21 protein-coding genes and 1 pseudogene are annotated in these 24,203 nt (G+C 56.2%); 10 read left to right on the top strand and 12 right to left on the bottom strand.

From position 1 onward, the window contains the following. From ACT3TJ_RS05365 to ACT3TJ_RS05395, 7 genes and pseudogenes are all read right to left on the bottom strand, one after another. Nucleotides 1-773 (bottom strand): hypothetical protein (locus ACT3TJ_RS05365; protein WP_444621823.1); only part of this gene is annotated, 773 nt, incomplete at its 3' end. Nucleotides 774-837: 64 nt separating this feature from the next. Continuing rightward, complete coding sequence (locus ACT3TJ_RS05370; protein ID WP_444621822.1) at nucleotides 838-2,733, bottom strand: hypothetical protein; 1,896 nt, start codon at nucleotides 2,731-2,733, stop codon at nucleotides 838-840. Beyond that, nucleotides 2,730-4,097, bottom strand: a complete 1,368-nt coding sequence (locus tag ACT3TJ_RS05375; RefSeq protein ID WP_444621821.1) for a DUF4123 domain-containing protein — start codon at nucleotides 4,095-4,097, stop codon at nucleotides 2,730-2,732. The genes ACT3TJ_RS05370 and ACT3TJ_RS05375 overlap by 4 nt, the downstream gene beginning before the upstream one ends. Before the next feature lie 3 nt (nucleotides 4,098-4,100). Continuing rightward, nucleotides 4,101-6,065 (bottom strand): annotated as a pseudogene (locus ACT3TJ_RS05380) (type VI secretion system Vgr family protein). Between the two features lie 144 nt (nucleotides 6,066-6,209). Further along, nucleotides 6,210-6,428, bottom strand: a complete 219-nt coding sequence (locus ACT3TJ_RS05385) for a DUF1653 domain-containing protein (RefSeq protein ID WP_441677930.1) — start codon at nucleotides 6,426-6,428, stop codon at nucleotides 6,210-6,212. After that, a complete protein-coding gene (gene tcdA, locus ACT3TJ_RS05390; protein ID WP_444665486.1) occupies nucleotides 6,425-7,348 on the bottom strand; it encodes a tRNA cyclic N6-threonylcarbamoyladenosine(37) synthase TcdA in 924 nt (307 codons plus the stop codon). Before tcdA ends, ACT3TJ_RS05385 begins: the two co-directional genes overlap by 4 nt. Nucleotides 7,349-7,360: 12 nt before the next feature. Continuing rightward, the gene (locus ACT3TJ_RS05395) at nucleotides 7,361-8,134 is read right to left on the bottom strand and encodes a pseudouridine synthase (protein ID WP_193056466.1); all 774 of its coding nucleotides are present in this window, start codon (nucleotides 8,132-8,134) and stop codon (nucleotides 7,361-7,363) included. Nucleotides 8,135-8,305: 171 nt separating this feature from the next. On the opposite strand from ACT3TJ_RS05395, the gene sodC reads away from it, so the two are divergent. From sodC to ACT3TJ_RS05425, 6 genes are all read left to right on the top strand, one after another. Beyond that, the gene (sodC, locus tag ACT3TJ_RS05400) at nucleotides 8,306-8,854 is read left to right on the top strand and encodes a superoxide dismutase family protein (protein WP_172118576.1); all 549 of its coding nucleotides are present in this window, start codon (nucleotides 8,306-8,308) and stop codon (nucleotides 8,852-8,854) included. Nucleotides 8,855-9,055: 201 nt separating this feature from the next. Continuing rightward, nucleotides 9,056-10,519 (top strand): carbon starvation CstA family protein, encoded by a 1,464-nt coding sequence (locus ACT3TJ_RS05405; protein WP_444665487.1) that lies wholly within the window; start codon nucleotides 9,056-9,058, stop codon nucleotides 10,517-10,519. 227 nt (nucleotides 10,520-10,746) lie between these two features. Further along, complete coding sequence (locus ACT3TJ_RS05410; protein WP_441677922.1) at nucleotides 10,747-11,586, top strand: ATP-binding cassette domain-containing protein; 840 nt, start codon at nucleotides 10,747-10,749, stop codon at nucleotides 11,584-11,586. Further along, entirely contained in the window at nucleotides 11,586-12,461 is an 876-nt protein-coding gene (locus ACT3TJ_RS05415; protein WP_444665488.1) for an ABC transporter ATP-binding protein, read from the top strand. The genes ACT3TJ_RS05410 and ACT3TJ_RS05415 overlap by 1 nt, the downstream gene beginning before the upstream one ends. 127 nt (nucleotides 12,462-12,588) lie before the next feature. Beyond that, nucleotides 12,589-14,109, top strand: a complete 1,521-nt coding sequence (locus ACT3TJ_RS05420; RefSeq protein ID WP_444665489.1) for an ABC transporter substrate-binding protein — start codon at nucleotides 12,589-12,591, stop codon at nucleotides 14,107-14,109. A gap of 13 nt (nucleotides 14,110-14,122) precedes the next feature. Next, nucleotides 14,123-15,886, top strand: a complete 1,764-nt coding sequence (locus ACT3TJ_RS05425) for an ABC transporter permease subunit (protein ID WP_444665490.1) — start codon at nucleotides 14,123-14,125, stop codon at nucleotides 15,884-15,886. A gap of 89 nt (nucleotides 15,887-15,975) precedes the next feature. Here ACT3TJ_RS05425 and bfr read toward each other — a convergent pair whose 3' ends face one another. The 5 genes from bfr to lptF form a co-directional block, all read right to left on the bottom strand. After that, a complete protein-coding gene (bfr, locus tag ACT3TJ_RS05430; protein WP_172118571.1) occupies nucleotides 15,976-16,461 on the bottom strand; it encodes a bacterioferritin in 486 nt (161 codons plus the stop codon). 180 nt (nucleotides 16,462-16,641) lie between these two features. Then, complete coding sequence (locus tag ACT3TJ_RS05435) at nucleotides 16,642-16,848, bottom strand: bacterioferritin-associated ferredoxin (protein ID WP_087109929.1); 207 nt, start codon at nucleotides 16,846-16,848, stop codon at nucleotides 16,642-16,644. 201 nt (nucleotides 16,849-17,049) lie between these two features. Next, complete coding sequence (locus ACT3TJ_RS05440) at nucleotides 17,050-17,514, bottom strand: RDD family protein (RefSeq protein ID WP_444665491.1); 465 nt, start codon at nucleotides 17,512-17,514, stop codon at nucleotides 17,050-17,052. Then, entirely contained in the window at nucleotides 17,507-18,571 is a 1,065-nt protein-coding gene (gene lptG / locus ACT3TJ_RS05445) for an LPS export ABC transporter permease LptG (protein ID WP_444665492.1), read from the bottom strand. The genes ACT3TJ_RS05440 and lptG overlap by 8 nt, the downstream gene beginning before the upstream one ends. Further along, on the bottom strand, nucleotides 18,571-19,644 hold the full coding sequence (lptF, locus tag ACT3TJ_RS05450) for an LPS export ABC transporter permease LptF (protein ID WP_441677910.1): 1,074 nt from the start codon (nucleotides 19,642-19,644) through the stop codon (nucleotides 18,571-18,573). Before lptF ends, lptG begins: the two co-directional genes overlap by 1 nt. 122 nt (nucleotides 19,645-19,766) lie before the next feature. Between lptF and ACT3TJ_RS05455 the strand changes: the two genes are divergently transcribed. The 4 genes from ACT3TJ_RS05455 to ACT3TJ_RS05470 all read left to right on the top strand — a co-directional run bounded on the left by ACT3TJ_RS05455 (nucleotide 19,767) and on the right by ACT3TJ_RS05470 (nucleotide 24,165). Next, nucleotides 19,767-21,284, top strand: coding sequence for a leucyl aminopeptidase (locus ACT3TJ_RS05455; RefSeq protein ID WP_441677908.1), 1,518 nt, complete (start codon nucleotides 19,767-19,769; stop codon nucleotides 21,282-21,284). 153 nt (nucleotides 21,285-21,437) lie between these two features. Then, a complete protein-coding gene (locus ACT3TJ_RS05460; RefSeq protein WP_441677906.1) occupies nucleotides 21,438-22,547 on the top strand; it encodes a branched-chain amino acid aminotransferase in 1,110 nt (369 codons plus the stop codon). 69 nt (nucleotides 22,548-22,616) lie between these two features. Further along, on the top strand, nucleotides 22,617-23,048 hold the full coding sequence (locus ACT3TJ_RS05465) for a DNA polymerase III subunit chi (protein ID WP_444665493.1): 432 nt from the start codon (nucleotides 22,617-22,619) through the stop codon (nucleotides 23,046-23,048). 79 nt (nucleotides 23,049-23,127) lie between these two features. Continuing rightward, nucleotides 23,128-24,165: a PDDEXK nuclease domain-containing protein gene (locus tag ACT3TJ_RS05470; RefSeq protein ID WP_444630209.1), complete on the top strand. Its 1,038-nt coding sequence runs from the start codon at nucleotides 23,128-23,130 to the stop codon at nucleotides 24,163-24,165. Nucleotides 24,166-24,203 lie beyond the last annotated feature (38 nt).

Consider the following 24,203-nt stretch of genomic DNA (forward strand, 5'->3'; position numbering starts at 1 on the left):
TTACTAAGCCCAACAAGCTGTGACCCTACCGGAAGCGAAGAGAGATATTCTCTTGCATTCTTTCCACCGGCCACCAATAGCCCTGCTCGAGTCCACATCGCCTCACCTTCTCGTAAAATTAGATCGCTATCGCCCTCCTCAAACAAACGATATAAATTCTGATAGGCTTGACGTAGCTCATGCCGTAGTCGCGGTGTATCTTCTAGTGGCGTAGCATCCTCGACCCAATGGAAATTGGGGATAGGATCCAGAACGCGAAAGCTCATATCCACTCGCTCAGCCTCTAGACTCTGGCCACTACTCACGACTAGCTGTTCAGGTGAGCTCACCACAAACTCCCCTCTTGTGCGGAGATGTTCAGTTTGGTGTACCGTTTCACCACTCATATTGGCAGGATTTTGAGGAGAGGCTATAAGCTCACCTTCTTCCATGTCATAGCGTAACTGCAGAGTATTGATACGCTCCTTTTCCTGAGTACGTGTATTAATGGCTTCAATCGAGATATCAACCCAAAAGTCCTCTTTGGGTGCCTGTATATATTCGCCGGTCTCATTATTCTTCACCAAGTGACCTGTATCATCTTCAAGAAGTGGTGCAAAAATAAGCGACACCTCGTTCTGACCTTCTTTAAGACTAGGACTAATTGGATATGAGATAGAATATTGCTCTGTTGAACTATGAGACTCTATATTCAAATCATTAATGCGTAACACCCACGCTGCGCTTTCTGTATGAATATTAACCCAGTACTGACGTTCAATAGGTTGCGCCATGGCTAACTCCTTTAACATTAGCAATATTAATAAGTATAAAATCCCCGCTAGACTCATTAACTTTTTAGAAAGCAACCCACGAGCCTTCTTCCCTTGGCCAAATAGTTTTACCATCACTATCATCTCCTGATTCGTCTACTTCAACGCTGCCCAATGTCTCAGACCGTTCTTCGCTATCTACTAATTCTGAGTCCCCCTCTATGCGACCATGTAGAACCTCATCACTCTTATCACGCCCCATAGTAATTTCAGCATAAGCCTCGCCACTAAGCTTAACGCCTTCAAAGATATAACGTTTCTCTCGTTTCCCACCCGCACTGTTCCGAGCTTCCCATGTCCAGGAGGTATGGATAGATCCACGCACTCCCGCCTGCGCTCTGATCATGAAAACACTGCCTTCAACATGAAGCTTTATTTCTGCCCTTCCCAGGATTTGCAGCATACCCTTGAAGTCACTGGTTACTCCATTATCATCAGTATCCCTGCTTTCACCCGAGGCTGGTATGCGCAGGCCGCCTCCTCCTGTCAGGTTATGCTGTAAGGACCCGGTGGCGCTTAGCTCGAGGTAACCTTCTATAGTAGCGTTCACCTTGTCTCCAGCAGCCAGTCGAACACGGGCTTTATTGATTTTGTCAGCACCCGCTGCTGTCAACATAATGGTTGCAATGAGTTCGATCAGATCAATCTTACCGGTCACTCCCAAGCTTAAGGCCGATTCCAGGCTAAGCATATTAAGCTGAAGGTCAGGACTACTTCCGACAGGCTCTAGCTTGAAACCTGTCGGCTTAAAGGAAAGTGACTTACTGATGGTGATACCAGAGCCTATATTGCCATTGTCATATTCAACCGTGCCGCTTGCGCTTGCCCCACCTCCGCGAGACACGTAGTGATTAATTTTCTGAACCGTCTCGACCATAAGGCCGATAAGACCAGGTGCATCATTCTGACGGGGAGTTTCTTTAGGGCCTCCTCCGGAGGCTTCGGCACTGCGACTCCACTCAATCTTGTGTCGTCCATACTGGCCATTGAGTTCCCCGGTGACAGCCACCCTCGCGGAGACATTACTGGTCATGATGACAGTTTCAACCGCAATGCTGACATCTCCGCCCAACTCGGTGTAGGGATAAGGGATAACTTTTAAGGTGGCGCGAGTATCGTTGCTTGGAAAGCACTGTATGGGCTGAAAAGTCGCCTGCCCGCCCTGATCGGACAAGAAACGCCCCCCTATCAGTGCCTCAAAGGCCATAAAACCCAGCGTGACATCAAAGGGAATAAAATTGCTGAGGCTTTCTGCCAGCCGCACAGGCTGATCGTAGATAACAGTTACCTCTTCACTTTGCGAGATAAGTAACTTGGAACCGCTCTCTATTCCATCAGCCCTAATGCAAGGGGTTTGAGGACGCCCACATTGACAACTTTCATCACCTTCCCATGTCACTTCCACATCGGCGCTTAGCTTACCCCTCGCGGTGTCCTCCTGATGGTGGGCGACCACCAACAGCGTGGTGGCCTCTTCCACAGGAGGCCACTCGATCTTGCGGCTACTATCTTCCTTGTCTTGCACCACCCCAGCCTTGAGGCAGCAGCCAGCACTTTGCTCACACTCGACACAGGGCACGCCAAAGTCGGTGTCAGGCTCCTCATTACATGCTTCTTGGTTAGCCGTTGACGCTGTTGCGTACGCCGCTGGAATTTCAGATGGATCCATCATCATTCGATAAACCTCATCTTCTGCCAGCACGGTTCCCGGCAGAATAGGGCTTTCGGTGAGGGGCTCGCCACCAGCGTCGAGATACGCTTGATAGACGCGCTCTGTGACGTCCGCCTCATCTACTGGCTTACCGTCATGCCGTTTTCGAGCAATGGAGACGATTTCATCAAAGGCGTAATCTCTATTAAAGACTTCCCACTCGTTTTTCATCAAGTAAAGCGTATCTTCGTAAGTCGGCTGATAACTCATGACCACTCCCCGCTAACGATGGGCCGAAAATTGTCGTGTTGCATATCACTTTCCTTGTCGGCATATTTCGCCAGCAGAGCCTGCTGAATACGCCCTCGGGGAAACCAGGCTTCCAGGCGGTCACGCTTGCGCCAGGCGGCCATGGTGGGGTTTTCAAGTATTTGCTGTGCTTCGGTTTGATGGGTGGGAAAGGTGTCGCCAAACGCGATCACGCACTTCGCCAGGGTGCGGGTCTGTTTTTTTGAGGCGAGGCCGTAACGCTGTCCCAACTGCACCGCGGTGTGAACGGCAGACAGCAACTGCTGGGCCGTTTTCTGGGGATACTGTGGGGTCATCGAAAGCGCCAGGGCCGCCTGCGCCCGTTGCTGCATCAGGCCACCAAACCACACAAACTCTTTCTGGCCGATGGCAAACTGCCGCCCCTGCCCTCGCGCGTCACGGGCGTCATCGCTGAGCGAGATCGTCAGCAGTCGACCCTGTACCTGCTGAACGGGCGCCTCCAGCGCGATGGAGGGGATTAACGTTAACTCAGCCGGAAACACCATCAGCGGGGAAGCGGGAATAAAGACGGCTTCCAGCGGCGCCATAAAGGCCGCCAGCTTCCAGGGCTCGAGCGCCTGGCTCATATCCAGGGCCACACGGGGGTCGTAGAAGCGGAAGTACACCGGGGCCTGGTCGTTGGCCGGGGTCCAGAGCATGGTGAACTTGCGCAGGTGCGTGCGCAGTTGCTTGAGCGTGGCACGGGAGTGAAACAGCACGCCCCAGTGCTGATCCTGGGGCAGGTTTTCAAGCCAGGTCCGAATGTCGCTGTCGGCTTCCAGGCGTACAAGCCACGGGGCACTGGCCTGGGTGGCGGTGTCGGTGGTGGCGTAAAGGCAGGCGTGCTGGGCGTCGGTCTGGCCCAAACGCGCCATGGCTTCCCGGCAGTTGACGCCGTCAATGACTGCCCAGAGCGGCGGTTGGTTCCGTGCAAACAGCGCTTGCCAGGTCGTTTCCTGGTAGATGACCGGAGGAATCGCCGGCTGATCGTTTTGCGGTTCGGGCGGCTTTTCTGGCAACAGAGGCACCATGTCGCCGTAGGCGACCGGGTATTTCGTTGACGTCGTGTGCGCCAATTCAACCAGTGTTTGCACCAGGCCTTCCCGGCGGCAACGCTCAAGCAGTGTTTCAATGGCCTCCAGGCGCACCAGTCCCAGGCCGTCTTGATGGCACTGCTGTTGTAGGCGCGCTCTTACCTCGTCTTCACTGCTGGCCAGGACTGCGGCGACCGTGATGGCTTCATCGGTGTCTTCTTCCCAGCGCCGGGCGCTGGGGGTGTGGGCCATGACATGGCAGCGCGCTACCCAGTAGTCAGATGTTGCCATGCGTCATGCCTCTTCCAGCGGGCAATGGGAAACAAACGGGCTGCCTTCCCCTGCGGCGGCTTCCAGCACGGCAGGAATGGGCGGTAGCGCTGCGGCACTGGGCGAAGCCGAGCCCACGTTCAATACCGGCGTCACATCGACACTGCCCCCTGATACCACCAGCGCCGCGCCACCGGCCACGAGCGTGATCTTGCTGGCATCCAGAATCAGCTCGCCGTCGGCTTTAAAGGTGATATCGCCGTTGGCATGGGTCTGATAGCTGCCGCCCACGGTGAGGCCGCGGTCGCCGTCTATCTGCTCGGTGTGGTTGGTATGTACGGTGACATCGCGGTTGCCATCGATGGTCTCGACGCGGTCCTTGGCCACCGCCAGGTGTGAGTTGTTGCCGATGGTCGCGGTATCATCGAACTCGACGCGCTTCTGGCGGGAGTTCAGGACATGCAGCTCCATGTTCTTCTGGGCATGCATATAGATGAATTCTTCGCCCGCCTTGTCTTCAAAGCACAGCTCGTTGAAGCCTTCGCCCTGGTGGGTCTGGGTCTTGATCGCGGTGCGGGTCTTGTGTTCAGGCAGCGGATACGGCGCGGTATTGGCGGCGTGGTAGGTGCGCCCGGTAATCAACGGCTGATCGGGATCACCTTCAAGACACGAAACAATTACCTCATGCCCTATCCTGGGAATAGCGATACTGCCGTAGCCGCCGCCCGCCCAGCCTTGTGACACGCGCACCCAGCAGCTGGCTTTCTCGTTAGGCTCGGCGTAGCGGTCCCAAGGGAACTGTACTTTGACGCGGCCATGCTCATCGCAGTGAATCTCCTCCCCAGGCGGGCCGACCACCATGGCTACCTGGGGGCCATCCACACGCGGTTTGGGGTTGGGCGTGGCGCGCTAGGCGACATCGCCTGGCCCCAGTACCAAGGTGTTGTGGTAGCGCGTCATATCGGCGGAATCGCCTACCGTAAAGCTGTCTTCTTCAAGTGCCTGGGGCTGCTCACCGTGGTGAATGACCTCGATCAGCTGCCAATCACGGTTGAGGCTTTCCACATCATGGTCGCTCAGCGTAAAACGAACGCCGGGGGCGAGTTCGGGCAAATCGCTTTGTGCCTCGGCGGTCACGGCCTCCCGCCGCAGGTGCTCCAGGCGGATCCGGGTGAAGGGCTTACCAGAGGCATCCTGCTTATAGCGGCCGGGATAGTCGTAATGCTCGTAATCCATCCGTTGGCCGTGCTGTTCAACATTCGGCCCTTGATGCTCGTGCAACTGCGCGTAACAGGGGTTCTTGAACGTGTAATCCTTCAGTGTGGCAGATGAGCTGGCCACGCGAGCGGTATGGCGCAGTTTACGCACATGGCGCGTGGGGGCGGTGCCGCCAGCCCGGTTATGGTAGGTGCGCTCGCCAAGATTAGTTAGTGAATTAGGATCATCCGTGAATACCAGACGATGGGCACCCGCTTCAAATGTATGGAAGTAGAACAGCCCCTCTTCAGCAGCCAGGCGTTCGATAAAGGCAAGGTCGGTTTCGCGGTACTGCACACAGTACTCACGCTCGATGAGGTCACGGTTTAGCGTAAAGGTGACATCGCTGATGCCCCGCTCATTACACAGCGTGGTAATGATAGCGACCGGGTCAAGTTTCTGAAAAATGCGCGAGTTGTGGCGCAAAGAAAGCCGCCACAGGGCGGGGCGAAGTACCAGGGAGTAAAAGGTACGGCGGTGGCCACGGTCGCCGCGAGCAAACTCACTAATGATGCCGTGCACTTGGCGTAGCGCTTCACCCGACTGCCAGATGGTCAACGTAGCGTTGCGATCCAGCATCTCGGTGGCGTCCAGGCTGCCATCACGGCTGGCCAGGTTGAGCACCAGTTCAAAAGGCTGTGAGAGCGCCTCGCGATAGGTGAAGTCGACCACCGCCACGCTGCTCTCGCCCGGAAGCGTCAGAGTGAAGTAAAGACCATTTCCATTTGCCATCCGGCCGCTCCCTGGATTGTTATCTCGTCAATAGGAGCGATGAGGATAGCGACCAGGGTCAACAGAGCAAGGCCTGACCAATACGTGGCGGTAATGTCTTACAAGCTTGTAAGATATCTCTTACATAACCAAAGTTAACTTTTACTAAAACGCCTTCTCAAGCGCAAAGCGTGGTTGGGTCTGGCCCTCTTTAGTAACCGTCTCCATAAACATTTCAAGCGGGCGCACCCACAAACCGTACTCCCCATAAAGGGCGCGGTAGATCACCAGTGGCTCTTCGGTTTCGCTGTGGTGGGCGGTGCCAACCACTTCATAAAGTGCGCCTTTATAGTGGCGGTAAATACCGGGAACGGGGGCGGTCATTGGCTTTCCTTCTGAGTGGCTGGCTGGTTGGCTTTTTTAGCCAGGCGTTCGAGCACTTTGGAGGCTGCGACAAAGCCGAACGTGCCGGTGACGAATGTGGCGGCGCCAAAGCCCGAGGCGCAGTCCAGCCGGGTGGCGTCACCGCTGCCGGGCTTTTGCAGGCACACTTCACCGTCGCTACCGGGATACACCAGTTGCTCGTCGGAGTAAACACACTCGACTGAGAAGCGCCGCTTGGGGTTGCGCGAGAAGTTGTAATCCCGGCGCAGGCGCGAGCGCACTTTGGATAACAGCGGGTCGTGCTCGGTACGGGTTAAGTCGGCCACTTGAATACGTGTGGGGTCGGTCTGACCACCGGCGGCACCGGTCACGGTAATCGGGATTTTACGCCGCTTGCACCAGGCAATCAGCGCGGCCTTGGCGATAACACTGTCGATAGCGTCCACCACGTGGTCGGCGTCCTCGGGAATGCGCTCGGCCAGGTTCGTGGGCGTGACAAATGCCGTGTCAGCGACGATGTCGATGTCAGGCGCAATCAGGCGGCAACGCTCAGCCAGCACATCCACTTTAGGTTTACCGATAGTGCCATCCAACGCGTGCAGTTGACGGTTGACGTTGGAGACACACACATCGTCCAGGTCAATCAAGGTAAGCTTACCGATACCTGAGCGCGCCAGCGCCTCCACTGTCCAGCTACCTACGCCACCTACGCCCACCACCACCACATGCGCCTGGCGAAACGCGGTGGCCGCACGCTGCCCGTAAAGGCGCCGAATACCGCCAAAACGGAACTCATAGTCGTTAGAAGCATGGTCGTTAGAAACATGCTCGTTAGAAGCATAATCGTTAGAAGCCGTGCCAGCAGAGGCTGGCTCAGCACTTGCCGGGGTAACCGGTGGAAGTGAAGGCGTAGTAGACATGGCAAGCTCTTTTTAAAGCGTTTGAAGGGCAGAGGGCGCTGTCAGCGGCGGAGTTCGCACGCTGTCCAACGGCAGGTGGCCTGCCCAGCCTAAATGATGAAATAAGGCGGTCATGGTGTCATCCAGGGCACAGGTTAGCGCAACCCGTTTAGCCAGCACGGGGTGATCAAAGGCTAAATGCGTGGCCGCCAGCAACAAGCGTGGCGCATTCAGTTGGTCGGCAAAAAAGCGATTGTGGACGCTTTTACCGTGCTTGGCATCACCAATGATGGGGTAACCGCGCCGGGATAAATGGCGGCGAATTTGATGGCGGCGCCCGGTAAGCGGGCGCGCCTCCATAAGCGAATAACGGGCTACTGGGTAGCGGTCGACCTGAACGGGAAGCTCGACACTGTCCAGGCGGCGTATATCGGTCATGGCGGGCATCGCAGGCATCTCTGCTTTAGGCCGCGAGCCATCCTCTTCACGTAGCGGATAGTCCAGACGCGCCTCATCAGGTGCTTTGCCACGCACCACCGCCAGGTAGCGCTTTTCGACCTGGCGTTCACTAAACGCTTCGCTTAAAAGCCCAGCGACAGTCGAGGAGAGGGCAAACACAATAACGCCCGACGTCGGCCGGTCCAGCCGGTGCACGGGATAAACGCGTTTGCCTATCTGATCACGCAGTTGCTGCAACAAAAACTGCGTTTCACCCCGTGCCAGCGCCGAGCGGTGTACTAAAAGCCCGGCGGGCTTATGCACGGCGACAAGGTGCTCATCCTGATAGAGGATTCTAAGCGGCAACATAGCACTTCCTGGGTAAAAACGAGGCGCTATTGTCGCGGCTGGGCAGGCTGATGTCATCCGTAACGTTAGGTTAAAGCTAGCCAGCCAGCGTTGGCAACATGGGAACTCGGCAACTACCTTGTAAAGGCACCCCTTCGGGGGCTTCCACGGAACAGGAAAGGAGAACGAACCATGCGTTATTCAGCTCCGCTCACCGGTATCGCCGCAGCCCTGCTACTGGCCACTACCGCTAGTGCTCAAACCAATGAGAGCGAATCGCTTGAAGTGAATATGCACGAGGTAACGTCCGAAGGTGTAAACGATGCGCTCGGTACCGTGACGATTGAAAGCTCCGAACTCGGAGGCGTGTTATTGACGCCCTCCATCACCGGCCTAGAGCCAGGTATTTATGGTTTCCACCTGCACCAGAACCCCAGCTGCGAACCGGCCGAAAACGATGACGGCGAAATGACCGCTGCCCAGGCCGCCGGCGGTCACTATGACCCGGACAATACCGATACCCACCAGGGTCCTTATGGCGAAGGCCACTTGGGTGACCTGCCGGTACTGACCGTCAACGACGATGGGGAAGCGAACCTGCCCGTGCTGGCACCTCGGCTGAGCATGGACGACATAACAGACCGCGCCCTGATTATTCATGAGGGCGGCGACACGTATGAAGACGAGCCACACTTGGGTGGCGGTGGTGCGCGCATGCTCTGCGGTGTGACACCTTCATAACGCGCTTACGTTACGCAAGAAGATGACCGGGCAGCCTAAGGCTGCCCGTTTTCATATTGATGTGTGTCATTACGCTCAGTGGGCCACTAAAGTCTTAAAGCGGTTTGCTTAACGACACTGTACATTCTGCCAACTAATCAGCGCCCTAGCTGATTTTTCATCTGTCGTCTTTCACTATCCCCTGACCACTGAGTGCCCAACATGATTACCTTTATCGTCTCGATACTGCTGTTAATCGTGGGTTATTTTACCTACGGTAAATTCGTTGAACGGGTCTTTGTCACTGATCGCAAGCGTCAAACGCCTGCCTATAGTATGCGTGACAACATCGACTACGTACCGATGAACACAACGCGTAACTCGCTTATCCAACTACTTAATATTGCCGGTGTCGGGCCCATTTTTGGCCCTATTCTTGGCGCACTTTACGGTCCGGTCGCCTTCGTTTGGATCGTGATTGGGTGTATTTTTGCCGGTGCGGTGCATGATTATCTAACGGGCATGATCTCGATTCGCAACCACGGCGCTCACCTGCCTCAACTGGCGGGCAAGTTCCTGGGTAAAGTCATGAAGCACGTGGTTAATGGCTTTGCGATTTTACTACTGCTGCTGGTGGGTACCGTATTTGTCACCTCCCCCGCCGCGCTGCTGGACAATATGACGCCGATATCACTTACCCTGATTATTATGGCGATTTTTGTCTACTACCTGATTGCGACACTGCTACCGATTGATAAGGTGATCGGCCGCATCTACCCCTACTTTGGTGCGCTGTTACTGTTCAGCGCGGCGGGTATCGGCATTGGCATGATTGTGACGGGCGCACCGATTCCTGAGCTTTCGTTCCAGAATATGCATCCGGAAGGCGCCCCTATCTTCCCGTTACTGTTTTTAACGATTTCTTGCGGCGCGCTTTCGGGCTTTCATGCCACGCAAACGCCCATTATTTCGCGTACAACGGAAAACGAAACCAGCGGGCGCAAAATCTTTTACGGCATGATGATCACCGAAGGCATTATCGCCATGATCTGGGCAGCAGCAGCCATGAGCCTGTTCCACGGAGACCAAAGTCTTTCTGACGTATTGGCGGCGGGCGGCCCTGCTGCCGTGGTAAGCGAAGTGTCCACTACTATGCTTGGCGCCGTAGGCGGCACGCTAGCGATACTGGGCGTTATCGTTCTTCCGATCACCTCTGGCGACACCGCGTTTCGTAGCGCACGCATGATCATTGCCGACTACCTGAAAATTGATCAACGCCCGATCGTTAAGCGTCTGCTGATTGCCGTACCTCTGTTTGTCGTGTCGTACGCACTCACCCACATGGACTTCACGCTACTGTGGCGCTACTTCTCTTGGGCAAACCAGACCACCGCCGTGATTGCGCTATGGGTCGCCACGATGTATCTGGTGCTATCGCGCAAACCGTACCTGATTACGTCAATTCCGGCGGTCTTCATGACCATGGCCACCTTTACCTATATCGCCTATGCGCCCATTGGTTTTGGCCTGTCGCTGCAGGTGAGCTATGTGGTGGCGGCAATGGGTACGCTGGTGTGCATCGCCCTGTTTATGAAGCGTGTACGTCGTTTGAGCCGTGCGACCTTTACGGTTGATGAGCCTGCCACTAACTTTAGTGAAGACGTTCTCGCGGCCTCCTCCAAATAAATCCATACCCCGGGCAGCCTGCTGCCCGGCAAGCATTAAGCGCTGCACCGTCAGCGCTTTTTTTGTGCCTATCCTTTTGTCATCTCTGCTACGTTTTTCATCACTCCCGCGCCTGCTCTTTCTATTACTCTCTTCCTCTGCCCCCGGATTTTATTACGGTATATTGTCGACCCCATAGAAAACGTTATATCATAACTATTAATAGCGATTTAATGGCCTGATTTGAAATGTTGGCAATGTGCAGCGACCCCGTTTTATCCGTGCGTGATCTGCGCATTCAAATTGATCAACAGCCGGTGGTTGATGGCCTCTCCTTTGACGTGATGGCCGATGAGCGCGTATGCCTATTGGGCGCATCGGGGTCGGGGAAATCATTTACCGCGAAAGCGGTGTTAGGGCTTTTGCCACCTAATGCTCAGGTACAGGGAAGCATTCGCCTTCTTGGCCAGGACGTTATTCACACCCCTGCTGCACAGCGGCGCAATGAAACCCGTGTTTCCATGGTGTTTCAGGATTCGCTTTCGGCGCTCAACCCGCTGGTAACTATCGGCTCTCAGTTGCGCGAGCCCTTCACGCGTCATCACGGCTTATCACGTAAAGCGGCCCTGCACGCCGTTATTGCGTTACTGGAAGCCATGGGTCTTCCTGACCCACAGCGATTGATAAAACGCACGCCTGCCGAGCTTTCCGGTGGCCAGCGCCAGCGCGTGTGTATCGCGCTTGCCATGGCCTGTAAAACCTCGTTGCTCGTTGCTGATGAGCCTACGACCGCACTGGATGTCGTCACCCAAGCGCAGGTACTCCGCGCCCTGCGCGAACATACCGGCAAAACGGCCACGTCTCTGCTGTTTATCACTCACGACCTTCACGCCGCCGCTCAGTTGTGCCAACGCGCGGTGGTTATCGAGCGCGGCGTCATGATTGAAAGCGGTGAGCTGGATACCCTGATTACCGCCCCGCAACACCGCTTTACTCAAGAGTTGGTGGCCGCTGCGCATAGCGTACAGCCAGCCCAGTTCACGAGCGTGACCGAACCTCTATCCGTTGATTACTTAAAGAGCGCCTGATGCAAAGCCCCCTACCGTTTAGTCGTCAGGAAGCACTCGTGGGTAGAGAAGCATTTATATCGGCACGCGGGCTTAATAAAAGCGTCACGCTGCCGCGTGAGGTGTTTTGGCGAGCAGGTGAGCGTAAGCACATCATCAACAATGTTGACCTTACACTTTACCCCGGAGAACGCGTGGGACTGGTGGGCTTGTCCGGCTCGGGAAAAACTACCTTGTTGCGCTCGCTGCTGGCGATTGAAGCGCCTGATAGTGGGTCAATTACCTGCCAACATAAAGTAGTGCGCCCCGCGTCCACGGCCCGCCTGCGCTGGTACCGCCAAGCGGTTCAGTATATTCCCCAGGACCCGGCTTCTTCGCTTGACCCGCGAATGAGCGTGCGCGCACTGGTTGCTGAGCCGCTGATTCGCCTTCAGGTGAAGTGCGACCCGATTGAGCGCGCCCAGGAAGCGCTTGAGCACGTGGGGTTGGGCACTGCATTTCTGGACCGCAAACCCCATGAGCTTTCCGGCGGCCAGGCGCAGCGGGTAGCCATTGCCCGAGCCATCGCTCCCCGCCCGCGTTTTTTACTGGCCGACGAGCCGCTTAGCGGGCTTGACCTGCCAGTGCGCGCCCAGGTGATTAACGTGCTGAAGCGGCTTTGCGATGAGAACGGTACAGGCCTACTGATGGTGTCCCACGATTTATCCGTGGTCGCTAACCTATGCAAGCGCACCCTGGTAATGGACGACGGCAGGATTGTTGAAGACCGCCCTACCACTGAGCTTTGGCGCGCACCTCGCCATCCCATCACGCTTGATTTGATCAAGGCCGTCTCTCAACTGCCTACCTGCACTTACCCGCACTGTCGTCCGACGGACGTGGGGGCGCTTTTATAGCGGGCTTATAAACAACCTATCCGCGACGAATAATCCGTTTCGCCAACATGGCGTCTAAGCGTTTGCTTACGAACGTTTGGCGGCTGTTGTTAACGTCTACTTCTGTTCCTGACATGGAGACTCCCCAATGCTACGCCACACACTTCGCCTATCGTTACCCGCTGTCCTGGCCGCGCCTTTTCTACTCGCTGGCTGCTTTGATAACCAGCGTGATGACACCTCTGCCTCGCCAGACGCCGACGAGCGAATTAGCGTCGCGATGCTTCAGCCGCCGCGTTCAGGGTTGAGTCCGTTATCCGACGACGCGTTTAAACTATCGCGCTGGAGTAACGCTGAAACTCTGGTTCGTCTGGATGCCAACAGTGACCCGCAGCCGTTCCTGGCGACCGAGTGGGAGCTGGTGGACGACCAAACGTGGCGCTTTGTGATTCGTGACGGTGTGGTTTTCCACGACGGTACCGAGCTGACCGCCAACGACGTCGTGAATTCCCTGACAGCCGCCACTCAAGCGGCCCCCAAGCCGCGTATTCTGGACGGCGTTAACATGACCATTGAAGCCGATGGCGACAATGCCGTGTTGGTACGTACCGAGAAAGCCGACCCACTGATTGCCAACCGGCTTTCCAGCCCGCAGCTGGCGATTCTAGCCGCTAGCGCCTATGGCGACGATGGCCGAGTGAATCCCATCGAAGCAGGCACCGGCCCTTTTGTTTTGAAAGAGATCAATGGCACCACCAGCGCCACGCTTGACCGGTTTGATGATTACTGGGGCGAGCCCGCCGCCATTGCTGGTATTGATGCGGATTATGTCTCCGACGGTACGGCGCGCGCCGCTGCCCTGAGAACCGGCACCGCCGATGTGGTAGAAGCCATTCCGGTATCGCAAGTGGCGCTGCTGGACCAGGCGCTGGTGCACGAAGTGCCCATGCCGCGCACCAATACGCTGTATCTGAATACCCAATCAGGCCCCATGGCGGACCCCGGCCTGCGAGCGGCCGCGCGTGAAGCGATTGATCGCGCCGCCATTGTGAAGACCGTTTACGAAGGCCGTGCCGATATTGCCGAAGGTCTACTGGGTCCAGCACTGGCCTGGGCAAGCGACTACCGCACCTCAATAGATGACCGTGCCACGCCTATCGCACCAGAGGGCGTCGAAATCACTCTGGCGACCTTTACTGATCGCGCTGAGCTGCCGGAAGTCGCCGTCCTGCTTGAGCAGCAGTTGACCCAGGCTGGCTTCAAGGTGACGCAGGAAGTACGCGAGTACGCGCATATTGAGTCCGACGCGTTAGCCGGTGAGTTTGATGCCTTTATTCTGTCGCGTGCCACTGTGCTGGATTCTGGCGACCCGGTGGCCTACATGTACAGCGACTTCGCCTGCGAAGGCTCTTTCAATATCGCCCAGCTTTGCGACCCGGCCGTTGATGAGGCGCTTGCCAACGCTTCACAGCAGCCCACCGGTGAAGCACGCCGCCAAGCGATTATCGACGCTGAAGCCGCTATTCTGCGCACCGATGCGGCGATCCCGATGCTCCACGAGCGGGTCATTCAGGGGGAATCAGCACGGGTTAGCAACGCCGAACGCGACCCGCGTGAACGCATGCTGATCACCGAAAAAACCGCTATCGATACTGATAGCGAGTCCTGAAGGCGCGCCACGCATGATTAACGCAACATCACAGCCCCTGTGGCGCCGCTTACGCATCGAGCCGTTTATTCCCCTGTTGTCACGCCTAGTGACACTGGCAGGCGTTGTGGTTCTGGTGGGGCTACTGCCTTGGCTTTCAGGCCGCGACCCGGCGCTCAGCATCTTGCGGGCGCGTTCTGCCGAACAGGAGGCAACACCAGAAGCACTGGCGGCCATTCGTGCTCAGCTGGGTCTGGAATCCGGGCCGCTGGAGATGCTGAAGCACTGGCTGCTGGGGCTTTTGCAGGGTGATGCAGGTAACTCATGGATTTCAGGCGCGCCGGTGCTGCCCGGCCTGCTAAAAAGCGCACAGGTATCCTTGCTGCTAATGAGCTTTGCCATGCTGGTGGCGGTGGTTACCGCAACGCTTATTTGCCTGCCAGTGGTGCGGCAGGGTTTGCGTGGCCAGATTAGCCGCTCGCCTGGCACCGTGGGCGCGGCATTAACGGCCCTGCCGGAGTTTCTACTCGCCTCGCTGCTGCTGGTGGTGTTTGCCGCCTGGCTTAACTGGTTGCCGCCCTATGGTTGGCGTGGTTTGAGCTACGCGGTGCTTCCCGCATTGGCGCTGGGGCTTCCCGCAGGCGGCCTGCTGGGCCGCTTGTTCAGCGATGGTCTCTCGGCCACCTTTACTGAGCGTTGGGTGGCCACCTGGAGTGTGGCGGGCTTCTCTCATCGCCGTATTACGCTCTCCGTTCTGCGCCGTACGCTGCCAAGCCTTATGCCTCAAGTGGGTATGGTCATGGTCGGCCTAACCGGCGGTGCGATAGCCGTCGAGCAGGTATTTTCGATTCCGGGCCTTGGCCGGGCAACGCTGGGAGCGGCATCAGCCCAGGACATGCCTGCACTGCAAACCGGCATTCTTATTCTGCTGGTGATTGCAATTGTGCTGGGCAGCCTTGCCAATATTGGCCGTGCGCTGCTGCTCGGCCGGGCATTTAGGCTGGGCGCACTGCCCGTTACCCACACCGAGCAAAGCGTATCGCGGCGAGCGTGGATCGTCCCAAGCGTCGCGGTTCTTCTGCTGTGTGTGCTAGTGATTGCAGGCATTACCCGAGATCCGTTTAGTTCGGCCTTTATGCGCTTGGAAACACCCAGCCTTGGCCTGCCGCTAGGCGCGGACGGCACTGGGCGCGATATTCTGGCCCGCGTGGCCCATGGCGCGCTCTCCACCATTGGCATGGCGGTTGCGGTAGTATTTTTCACGCTGATATTGGGGCTCTTGATTGGCCTGGCACCCAAGCTTGCCACCGGCCCCATTGAGATTACCAAGGCAACGCCGCCCACTATTGCGGGTCTTATCGTGGCCGGTTTGATGGGACCCAGCACCAGCGGCGCCGTGATTGCGGTTACCGCGGTGGCCTGGGCACCCCTGGCGGCGCATACAGCAGCGCTGGTCGCCGAGGCAAAAGCCCAGCCCCACGTGCGCATAACGCCCCTCCTAGGAGTGGGGCAGCTGCGCTTGATGGTCCGCTATATTCTTCCTGCGGTGATTGGCCCGGTATTTCGCCACGCCATGCTGCGCTTACCTGGGGTTGCGCTGGCGCTTGCGGCACTGGGCTTTTTGGGTCTGGGACCGCGGCCACCTTCGCCAGAGTGGGGGTTAGTGCTGGCAGAAGGTATGCCGTACATTGAGCGTGCGCCCTGGGCGGTGCTGATTCCTGCGCTGGCGCTGGTGCTTCTCTCGGTACTGGCGGTATCGCTTTCAAGTTTTGTGGGGTCAAGCAAGCCCGCCCGTTAGGCAATAGCACTCATGACAGGCAAAAAAATGCCCCCGACACTGTCGGGGGCATTTTTGTGAGCGGTCGTCAATAAGTGCTGGGCTAGCGCTTACTCGTGGTCGCCCGCCAGCTGCATTTGGCGCAGCATGTAGTTCTGAATACCGACCTGCTCAATCAACTTCAACTCGGTTTCGATATGGTCAATGTGCTCTTCTTCATCGGCGAGCAGATCACGCAGCAAATCACGTGAAACGTAGTCTTTAACGCTTTCACAATACGTGATGGCTTCGATGTAGTCGTTACGGCCGTCGTGCTCAATACGCAGATCGCTTTCGAGCATCTCTTTAACGTTTTCGCCAATGTGCAGCTTGCCCAAGTCCTGAAGGTTAGGAATACCTTCCAGGAACAGGATGCGCTCAATTAGCTTATCGGCGTGCTGCATCTCTTCAATGGACTCGTCATATTCCCATTTGGCGAGTGCTTTTAGGCCCCAATCCTTGTACATCTTGGCGTGCAAGAAGTACTGATTGATAGCGATAAGCTCGTTGCCTAACGCTTTGTTGAGATGCTGAATTACCTGGGGATCACCTTTCATGACGTCACCTTTTCGTTGTAATGCTGAGAGTTCATCTAAGCAATCAAACAGTTACGTTAACAAAGGAGTATAGGCCACGCAAAGGCATACTCCCAGCTTTCTGAGAGTATAAAGAAGAGATCAAAAAATTCAAACAAATCAGTTATTTGCTAACGATAACTCTAACAAGAGTGATTCGCGTCATACGGCGTAAGCGAGACTCATATCGGCTTCCAAACGGGCATTTTGTACCGCTTCACGCGTTAGCGATTTAGCCATACAAGCGCACTTGCCGCACTGGGTCGCACAGCCGGTGGCTTCACGTACTTCTCGCCAGCTGCGCGCTCCGTCGCTCACTTGCTGACGTATCTGATGATCGGTTACTCCCTTGCACACACAAACGTACATGGCGACACCTCATTAATCACATGAGGTGAATGTAAATGATTCGCATACATCTTTGCAAGTAAAAACAGATGCTCTTTAGCAGTGATTGCCCTTAGCATCTAGCTTTTATTATTCAATTCAGCTTGTTAGTTATTTAGTTGTGTAAAACCTAATACGACTTTTGCCAACGGAAACCTCTGATTAACGTAATGAGCACACTCGTTAGTCAGAGGTTTTCTGGCGTTTCGGTACTATTACCGTGCAGGTATGAGAGGCGATATCTGGCCAACTGCGCCGTTGCTTATCGACAAGCACCCACCCATAGCCCGTGCCCAGCGCCGCCAGCGAAAGCCAAGCCGTGACACAGCGAACAAGGCCTTGCTTAAGGGTGATTTTTTGCCCGTTCGGTGCTTGCACGCGCAGGTGCCATGCCTGCATACCCAGCGTCATGCCGCTACGAGACCAGAAAAAGCAGAAGAAAAAAGTGACGGAGACCAGTAACAGCGCGCGCAGGCTCCAAACCGATAGCGCAGAAGCACCCACGGCTTCAACGGGCTGCCCCAACACCAGTCGAAAAAAAGCCAGATGGACAATGGTTACAATCAGCCAAAGCGCCACCACCAACACGCTGTCGTAGAGCAGAGCGCCCAGGCGGCGACCTAAACCAGCGCCCATGACGTCAGCCATTACGGCGCAGGAAGTAAACCCCAACAGCAGCGCAGGCGAGTGTTGGCACCAGCACTGCCCATACGGGCGAAAACCCAAAGATCGTCGACGCAGGCGCAAGCAGATCCTGCATATATTTAAATGACAGCCCGGTCACGACGCCATAAAAGACGCGAGTCCCTGCCGCTACAGTACGCAGCGGGCCAAACACAAAGGACGCCGCTATCAATACCAGCGATCCCATGGTGAGGGGCATTAAGACTTTTTGCCAAAAGTACAACAGCGGTTGATCCGCCGTTAAGCCTTGCTCTTGAAGGTAGCGTGAATACGCCCATAGCTCGCTGGGTGCCTGACTATCGACCGAGCGCAGCAGCCGCTCTAACTGCACCGGCGTAATCTGTGTTTCCCAAACAGCACTGGCCTGATAGTCGGATTCAGTGCGGTCATCATAGATACGTGTCGTGGTGATGTTTGCAAGCCGCCAAGCGCCCTCTTCCCAGTGCGCCCGGTCAGCGTGGGTGGCTTCCACCAGGCGGCGCCCATCAAACCGGTAACGGGTTAAATCAAGCACGACCTCATCGGCCCGTATGGCACCAAATCGGTAAACGCTGTCGCCTTCAAACTGCCAGCCGCTACGGCTGGCGGGTTGAGCGCTTTCCCCCTGGCGCTGCTCAAGCCGCCACGCTTCGGCAAACTGCTCGGTGCGCGGGCTTACAAACTCAGCAACCAGTAGCACGGCCACAACCACCAGCAACACCGGTTTCATCACGCCCCAAACGATGCGCGCCAGCGAACGACCTGAAGCACGCATCACGGTCAGCTCGTTACTGGAAGCCATACTTCCCAAGCCAATGAGTGCACCTATCAGTACCGCTACGGGCGCGTATTGATAAAATCGCCAAGGCACGCGCATCAGTAGATAGAGAAACACATCAAACGCGGTAAAATTCCCTTGTACGTCGCTCAGGTCGCCAATGTAGGCAATGGTGATATCCAGCCCCAGCAGTACGAACTGCACAACGATAATTGCCCCCAGCACGTTGCGAGCGATGTAACGATCCAGACGATCAGCCAGCATTAGCGCATCCCCTTACGTTGTGAGCGCCACAAAAGCAGCAAGCCGAGGGCTAAAAACAAGAGATGCACGGGCCAAACGCCAACCAATGGCGAGAGCTTTCCACTGCCAATCGCATCGACCGCAGCAAGCAGTAAACTCAAATAAGCCACATACAAAAATACCGCCGGTAGTAGCTTGGCAAACCGGCCCTGCCGTGGGTTCACCCGAGAAAGTGGCTGGGCGATGAGCGCTAATACAAAGACCATGAACGGCAAGCCGGTACGCCACTGAAACTGCGCCTGAGCGCGTGGATTGGGGTCATCCCAAAGCGCTGCTGTGGTAGCGTACTCAATAGAATCAAACTCCTGAAGGCCACGACTTAACCCCAGGCGCATCGTATAGCGCTCAAACGTTAGCCGCTGGGCATCCTGCTGGCCCGGCACCACACCGTAGCGCTCGCCATTTTCCAATATTAAAAAACGGCTGCCCGTTTCAACGCGCGTTTCCTGATACCCGGAACCGGCCCGAGTAACAAAGCTATGTGGGTTTTCTGTATTAGGCTGCTCATGAACCAACACCTCCTGCATCTCGGTGCCATCGCTGCTGAAATCGCTGATATAAGCGGTACGCCCACCACCGAAATCCTGGAACCGCCCGGGTGCCAGTACCGAAACATCCAACCGGCTGCGCTGCTCTGCAAGCGTCGCTGCCGTTTGCAACGCCCCGGCGGGGGTTAGCCACAAGCTACAAAAGCCCACCAGCACCGCCACTACCGAGGCGGGCAGCAACGTTACTCGCAACAGCCGCAGAGGGCTCATGCCACAGGCCACCATCACGGTGATTTCGCTGTTCATATACATTTGGCCATAGGCCAGCAGGATGCCTAGAAAAAACGCGAGCGGAAGCACCAGTTCCATAAAGCCGGGTAGATGAAACATCATCAAGCTACCCAGAATGGTAACGGGGATATCTCCCTCCGCCGCGTCAGAGAAGTAACGAATAAAACGACTGCCCATAATGACCAGCAGCAAGATACCTGCCACAGCCGACATGGTGAGTAACACTTCGCGAGTTAAGTACCGAAATAAAATCAATGCCCTCTCCGGCTAATCGTGCAGGATGCCATGCAATGCGCCCATGGCTTGGGTACACTAACCCAACACCCAGTACGGGGCATTATCCCGAATCCCTCGATGCTTGTCTTGTTGGAGACGTTATGGAATTTTCCGTTCAGACCGCCAATCCGGCCAAAACCGAAACGGCTTGTCTCGTCATCCCCATGTTTAAAGGTAGCGACTTGTTGCCCACGGCCGCCAGCCTGGACGACGCCAGTGAACGTTTAATCGGTCAGTTGCTTGAGCGCGGCGATTTCGATCCTACGCTTGGCAACGTACAGATGATTCCTTTCGCGCCGGGGCTTTGCGCAGAACGGCTTTTGTTAGTAGGCCTCGGAGAGCGCGAAAAGTGCCAAGAAGGCGCCTTTTTAAAAGCGCTGGATGCGGCCATGGTGGCGCTGACCAAGTTGCCAGTCGATGAAGCAAGCATCGCGTTTAATGATGTTCCTCTTGAAAGCCGCGACAGCAGCTGGAAAGCGCGCAAGGTGCTGGAGGCCGCGGAACGCGCGGTTTACCGCTTTGACCAGTTTAAGTCGCAGCCAGCGCCTTTAGCGCGCCTTAACGCACTCACGCTTTTTAGCGAGCCTGAAAACGCGACGCTTACCCAGCAAGGCGCCCAGATTGGCGCAGCGATTGGCCAAGGCATCAACTACGCCCGCACGTTGGGCAATTTACCGGGCAATGTGTGCACGCCAAGCTACCTGGCCCAACAGGCCGAGCAGTTGGGTAAGACGTCCAACGGCGCGTTAGAGGTGGACATTCTCGACGAAGAGGCGCTGGATGCCCTCGGCGCTGGCTCACTACTGTCGGTTGGCCGAGGCAGCCACGAACCTACGCGCTTGATTGTCATGAAGTACAACGGTGCGACGGAGAGTGAAGAAGCCCCCCACGTCCTGGTAGGCAAAGGGATCACGTTTGACACCGGCGGCATTTCGCTGAAACCCGGCGAAGGCATGGACGAAATGAAATTCGACATGTGCGGCGCCGCCAGCGTATTCGGCACCGTGAAGACCATGCTTGCGCTCAAGCCCAAGCTCAACCTGGTATTTATTGTCGCCGCCGCAGAAAACATGCCCGATGGCCTTGCCACCAAGCCTGGCGATATTATTAAAACGCTGAAAGGTCTAACGGTTGAAGTGCTTAATACTGATGCCGAGGGCCGCCTGGTACTGTGCGACGCACTGACCTACGCCGAGCGCTTTAAACCAGCAAGCGTTGTCGATATCGCCACGCTAACAGGCGCGGTGATTGTTGGCCTGGGCCACCACGCGACGGGCCTGCTCTCCAACGATGACGACCTGGCGCTCGATTTTCTGGAAGCCGGTGAAGCCTCTTGGGACCGCGCCTGGCATTTACCCTTGTGGGATGAGTACCAGGAGCAGTTGGAATCCAACTTTGCCGACCTGGCCAATATTGGCGGGCGCCCGGCAGGTACGATTACCGCCGCGTGCTTTTTATCGCGCTTTGCCGATCATTTCCCATGGGCGCACCTGGATATCGCCGGTACCGCCTGGCACTCGGGCAAACAGAAAGGCGCCACCGGCCGCCCGGTTGGCCTGCTTTCCCAGTACCTGCTGGACCGTGAAGCCGACGGCCAGGTAGAAATCAGCGCCAACTAATCACACGGATCGTGCGCTCAATGGTTGCCTTTGAGTGCCACAACCGTTAAATCTGGAAGTATTAGCGTGTGCTCTATCGTTTATGGCACGCGCTACGCTAACGACACGCTTATATCGCCCTTCGGGGCCTGGCTCTAGCGGAGAAAACACGCCGTGCCCACTAGCTCTACGACTCGTTTTGAAATCCTGCCGTCCAATCAGCCAACGGCCGACAGCATTCGTGACAACATCCTGGCCAACCCAGGTTTTGGCAAGCACTTCACCGACCACATGGTCAATATCCGCTGGACGGTCGATGCCGACTGGCACGGCCACCAGGTACGCCCCTACGGCCCGCTGACGCTCGACCCGGCCGCATCGGTCCTGCATTACGGCCAGGAAATTTTTGAAGGCATCAAAGCCTACCGCCATGCCGATGGCTCGGTCTGGACCTTCCGCCCTGAGAAAAACGCCGAGCGCTTTCGCCGTAGCGCCCGCCGCCTGGCACTGCCGGAACTCTCCGATGAAGACTTCATTGGCTCCATCAAGGCGTTGCTGGCTCAGGACACGACCTGGGTGCCCACGCCGTCAAGCGATGCCGACGAATGCAGCCTTTACCTCCGCCCGTTCATGATCGCCTCGGAAGCTTTCCTGGGCGTGCGCCCGGCCCATGAAGTGGACTACTACGTGATCGCTTCTCCGGCAGCGTCTTACTTTAAAGGCGGCATCAGCCCGGTTTCCATTTGGCTCTCCTCGCACTACAAACGGGCCGCCCCAGGCGGCACCGGCTTTGCCAAGTGCGGCGGTAACTACGCCGCCTCGTTGGCCGCGCAAAAAGAGGCCGAAGCTCACGGCTGTGGCCAAGTGGCCTTCCTTGACGCTGAGGAAAGCAAATGGGTTGAAGAGCTGGGCGGCATGAATCTGTTCTTTGTTTTCAAGGATGGGCGCTTGGTGACGCCACGCTTAACCGACACCATTCTGGAAGGCGTTACCCGCAACTCGGTGCTCACGCTTGCGAAAGACGAAGGTTTAACCCCCGAAGAGCGCCCCATCAGCATTGACGAGTGGCGCGAAGGCGCGGCGTCCGGCGAGATTAGCGAAGTGTTCGCCTGCGGAACCGCGGCAGTCATCACTCCGGTGGGCGAGCTGGTGACGGAAAATGAGCGTATTCGCCTGAACGGCGACGGTGGCAACGACGTGGCCATGCGCATTCGTAAAAAGCTGCTCGACGTGCAGTACGGGCGCAGTGAAGACAAGCACGGCTGGCTCACCCGGCTGGTGTAATGCCTCCCTCCGCCGCCAGCCCTGGCGGCGGCACTGTTTTAAACGCGTTTTGAAAGAGCTGGAGCCGCTATGGCGCGCATCGATTTTTATATCCTCCCGGATACCACCCTGGAAGCGCGTTTGGCATTCGCCTGTAAGCTGGCCGAAACCATTTGGCGTAAGGGGTACCGGCTACACCTTCACTGCGAAGACAAGGCCTTGGCCGAGCAGGCTGACGCGGCCCTGTGGAATTTTCGCGAAGATGCCTACCTACCCCACGCGCTTGAAGACAGTGAAATGGCGGCCAGCGTACCGATAACGCTGGGCTGGCAAACCCTGCCTACGCCCAAAGCAGAAACCGCGCTTCTCAATCTGTACCCCGATATTCCTGATGGCGTTGAGCGCTATGCGCGCGTTGCCGAAATTATCAACCAGCATCAACACGTTCTGGTCGCCAAACGCGCCTGCTGGCAGCGCTATAAAGAACTGGGCCACGAAGTGGTGCCGCATAAGCTTGGGTAATGCCAGAGCTCAGCGAAAGCGCCCAATCAACCCCCGAAGAACATAATTCAGGTCTTGTTGATCGAAAGGATCAAACGGTATGAGCCAGCCCTCAACTCAGGATTCAATACTCCTGCCTGAGCTTCGCCAATTAATCGACATAGCAAGAGAGCGGGCAGCAATATCCGTCAATGCTGAATTAACGCTTCTCTATTGGCAATTAGGCAACCGCATTCATCGGGAAATTCTGAGGCAAGAGCGGGCCGGTTATGGTGAGCAAATTGTCTCTTCACTGGGGAGACAATTAACGAGTGAGTACGGCCGTGGATTTTCGGCAAAGAATCTACGCCATATGATCCGCTTCGCCGAGACGTTTCCTGAAGAGAAGAAAGTCTCCGCACTGCGGAGACAATTAAGCTGGACCCATATAAAAAGCCTGATTTATCTCGACGATTCGCTCAAGCGCGATTTTTATATTGAGCTATCTCAGCTTGAAGGCTGGTCGTCCCGTCAGTTACAGCAGCGTATCCAGTCAATGTTATTTGAGCGAACCGCTATTTCCCGCAAGCCGGATGAAACCATTCATCATGAGTTACAAAACCTGCGCAACGCTGGCCAGCCCTCGCCACAGCTACTGTTGAAAGATCCTTATGTGCTGGATTTTCTCGGCTTAAATGATCGTTACCTGGAGCGAGATCTGGAAGACGCTATTCTTCGCGAGATTGAGCAGTTTCTTCTGGAGCTGGGCGCAGGATTTACGTTTGTGGCGCGCCAAAAGCGCATTCAGATTGATGACGAGGATTTCTACATTGATTTGCTGTTTTACAACCGCAAGCTTAAGCGGTTGGTAGCGATCGACCTTAAACTGGGGCGCTTCAAGGCTGAATTTAAAGGCCAGATGGAGCTTTATCTGCGCTGGCTGGCTAAACATGAGCAAGAAACTGATGAAAATCCGCCGCTAGGAATCATTCTCTGTGCCGGTAAGCAACAGGAACAGATTGAACTGCTGGAGCTAGATAACAGCGGTATTCACGTGGCGGAATACCTGACCGTCCTACCATCCCGCGAGGCCTTGCAGGCCAAACTGCATCAATCCATTGAAAGCGCTCGAGCTCGCTTATCGAGCGAACAGGAGTAGTTCTTTTTGGATACTCAGTTTTAACAACAATAACTCAA

This window comes from Halomonas sp. AOP30-A1-24, assembly GCF_052378165.1.
GTDB classification, from domain to species: Bacteria; Pseudomonadota; Gammaproteobacteria; order Pseudomonadales; family Halomonadaceae; genus Vreelandella; species Vreelandella citrativorans.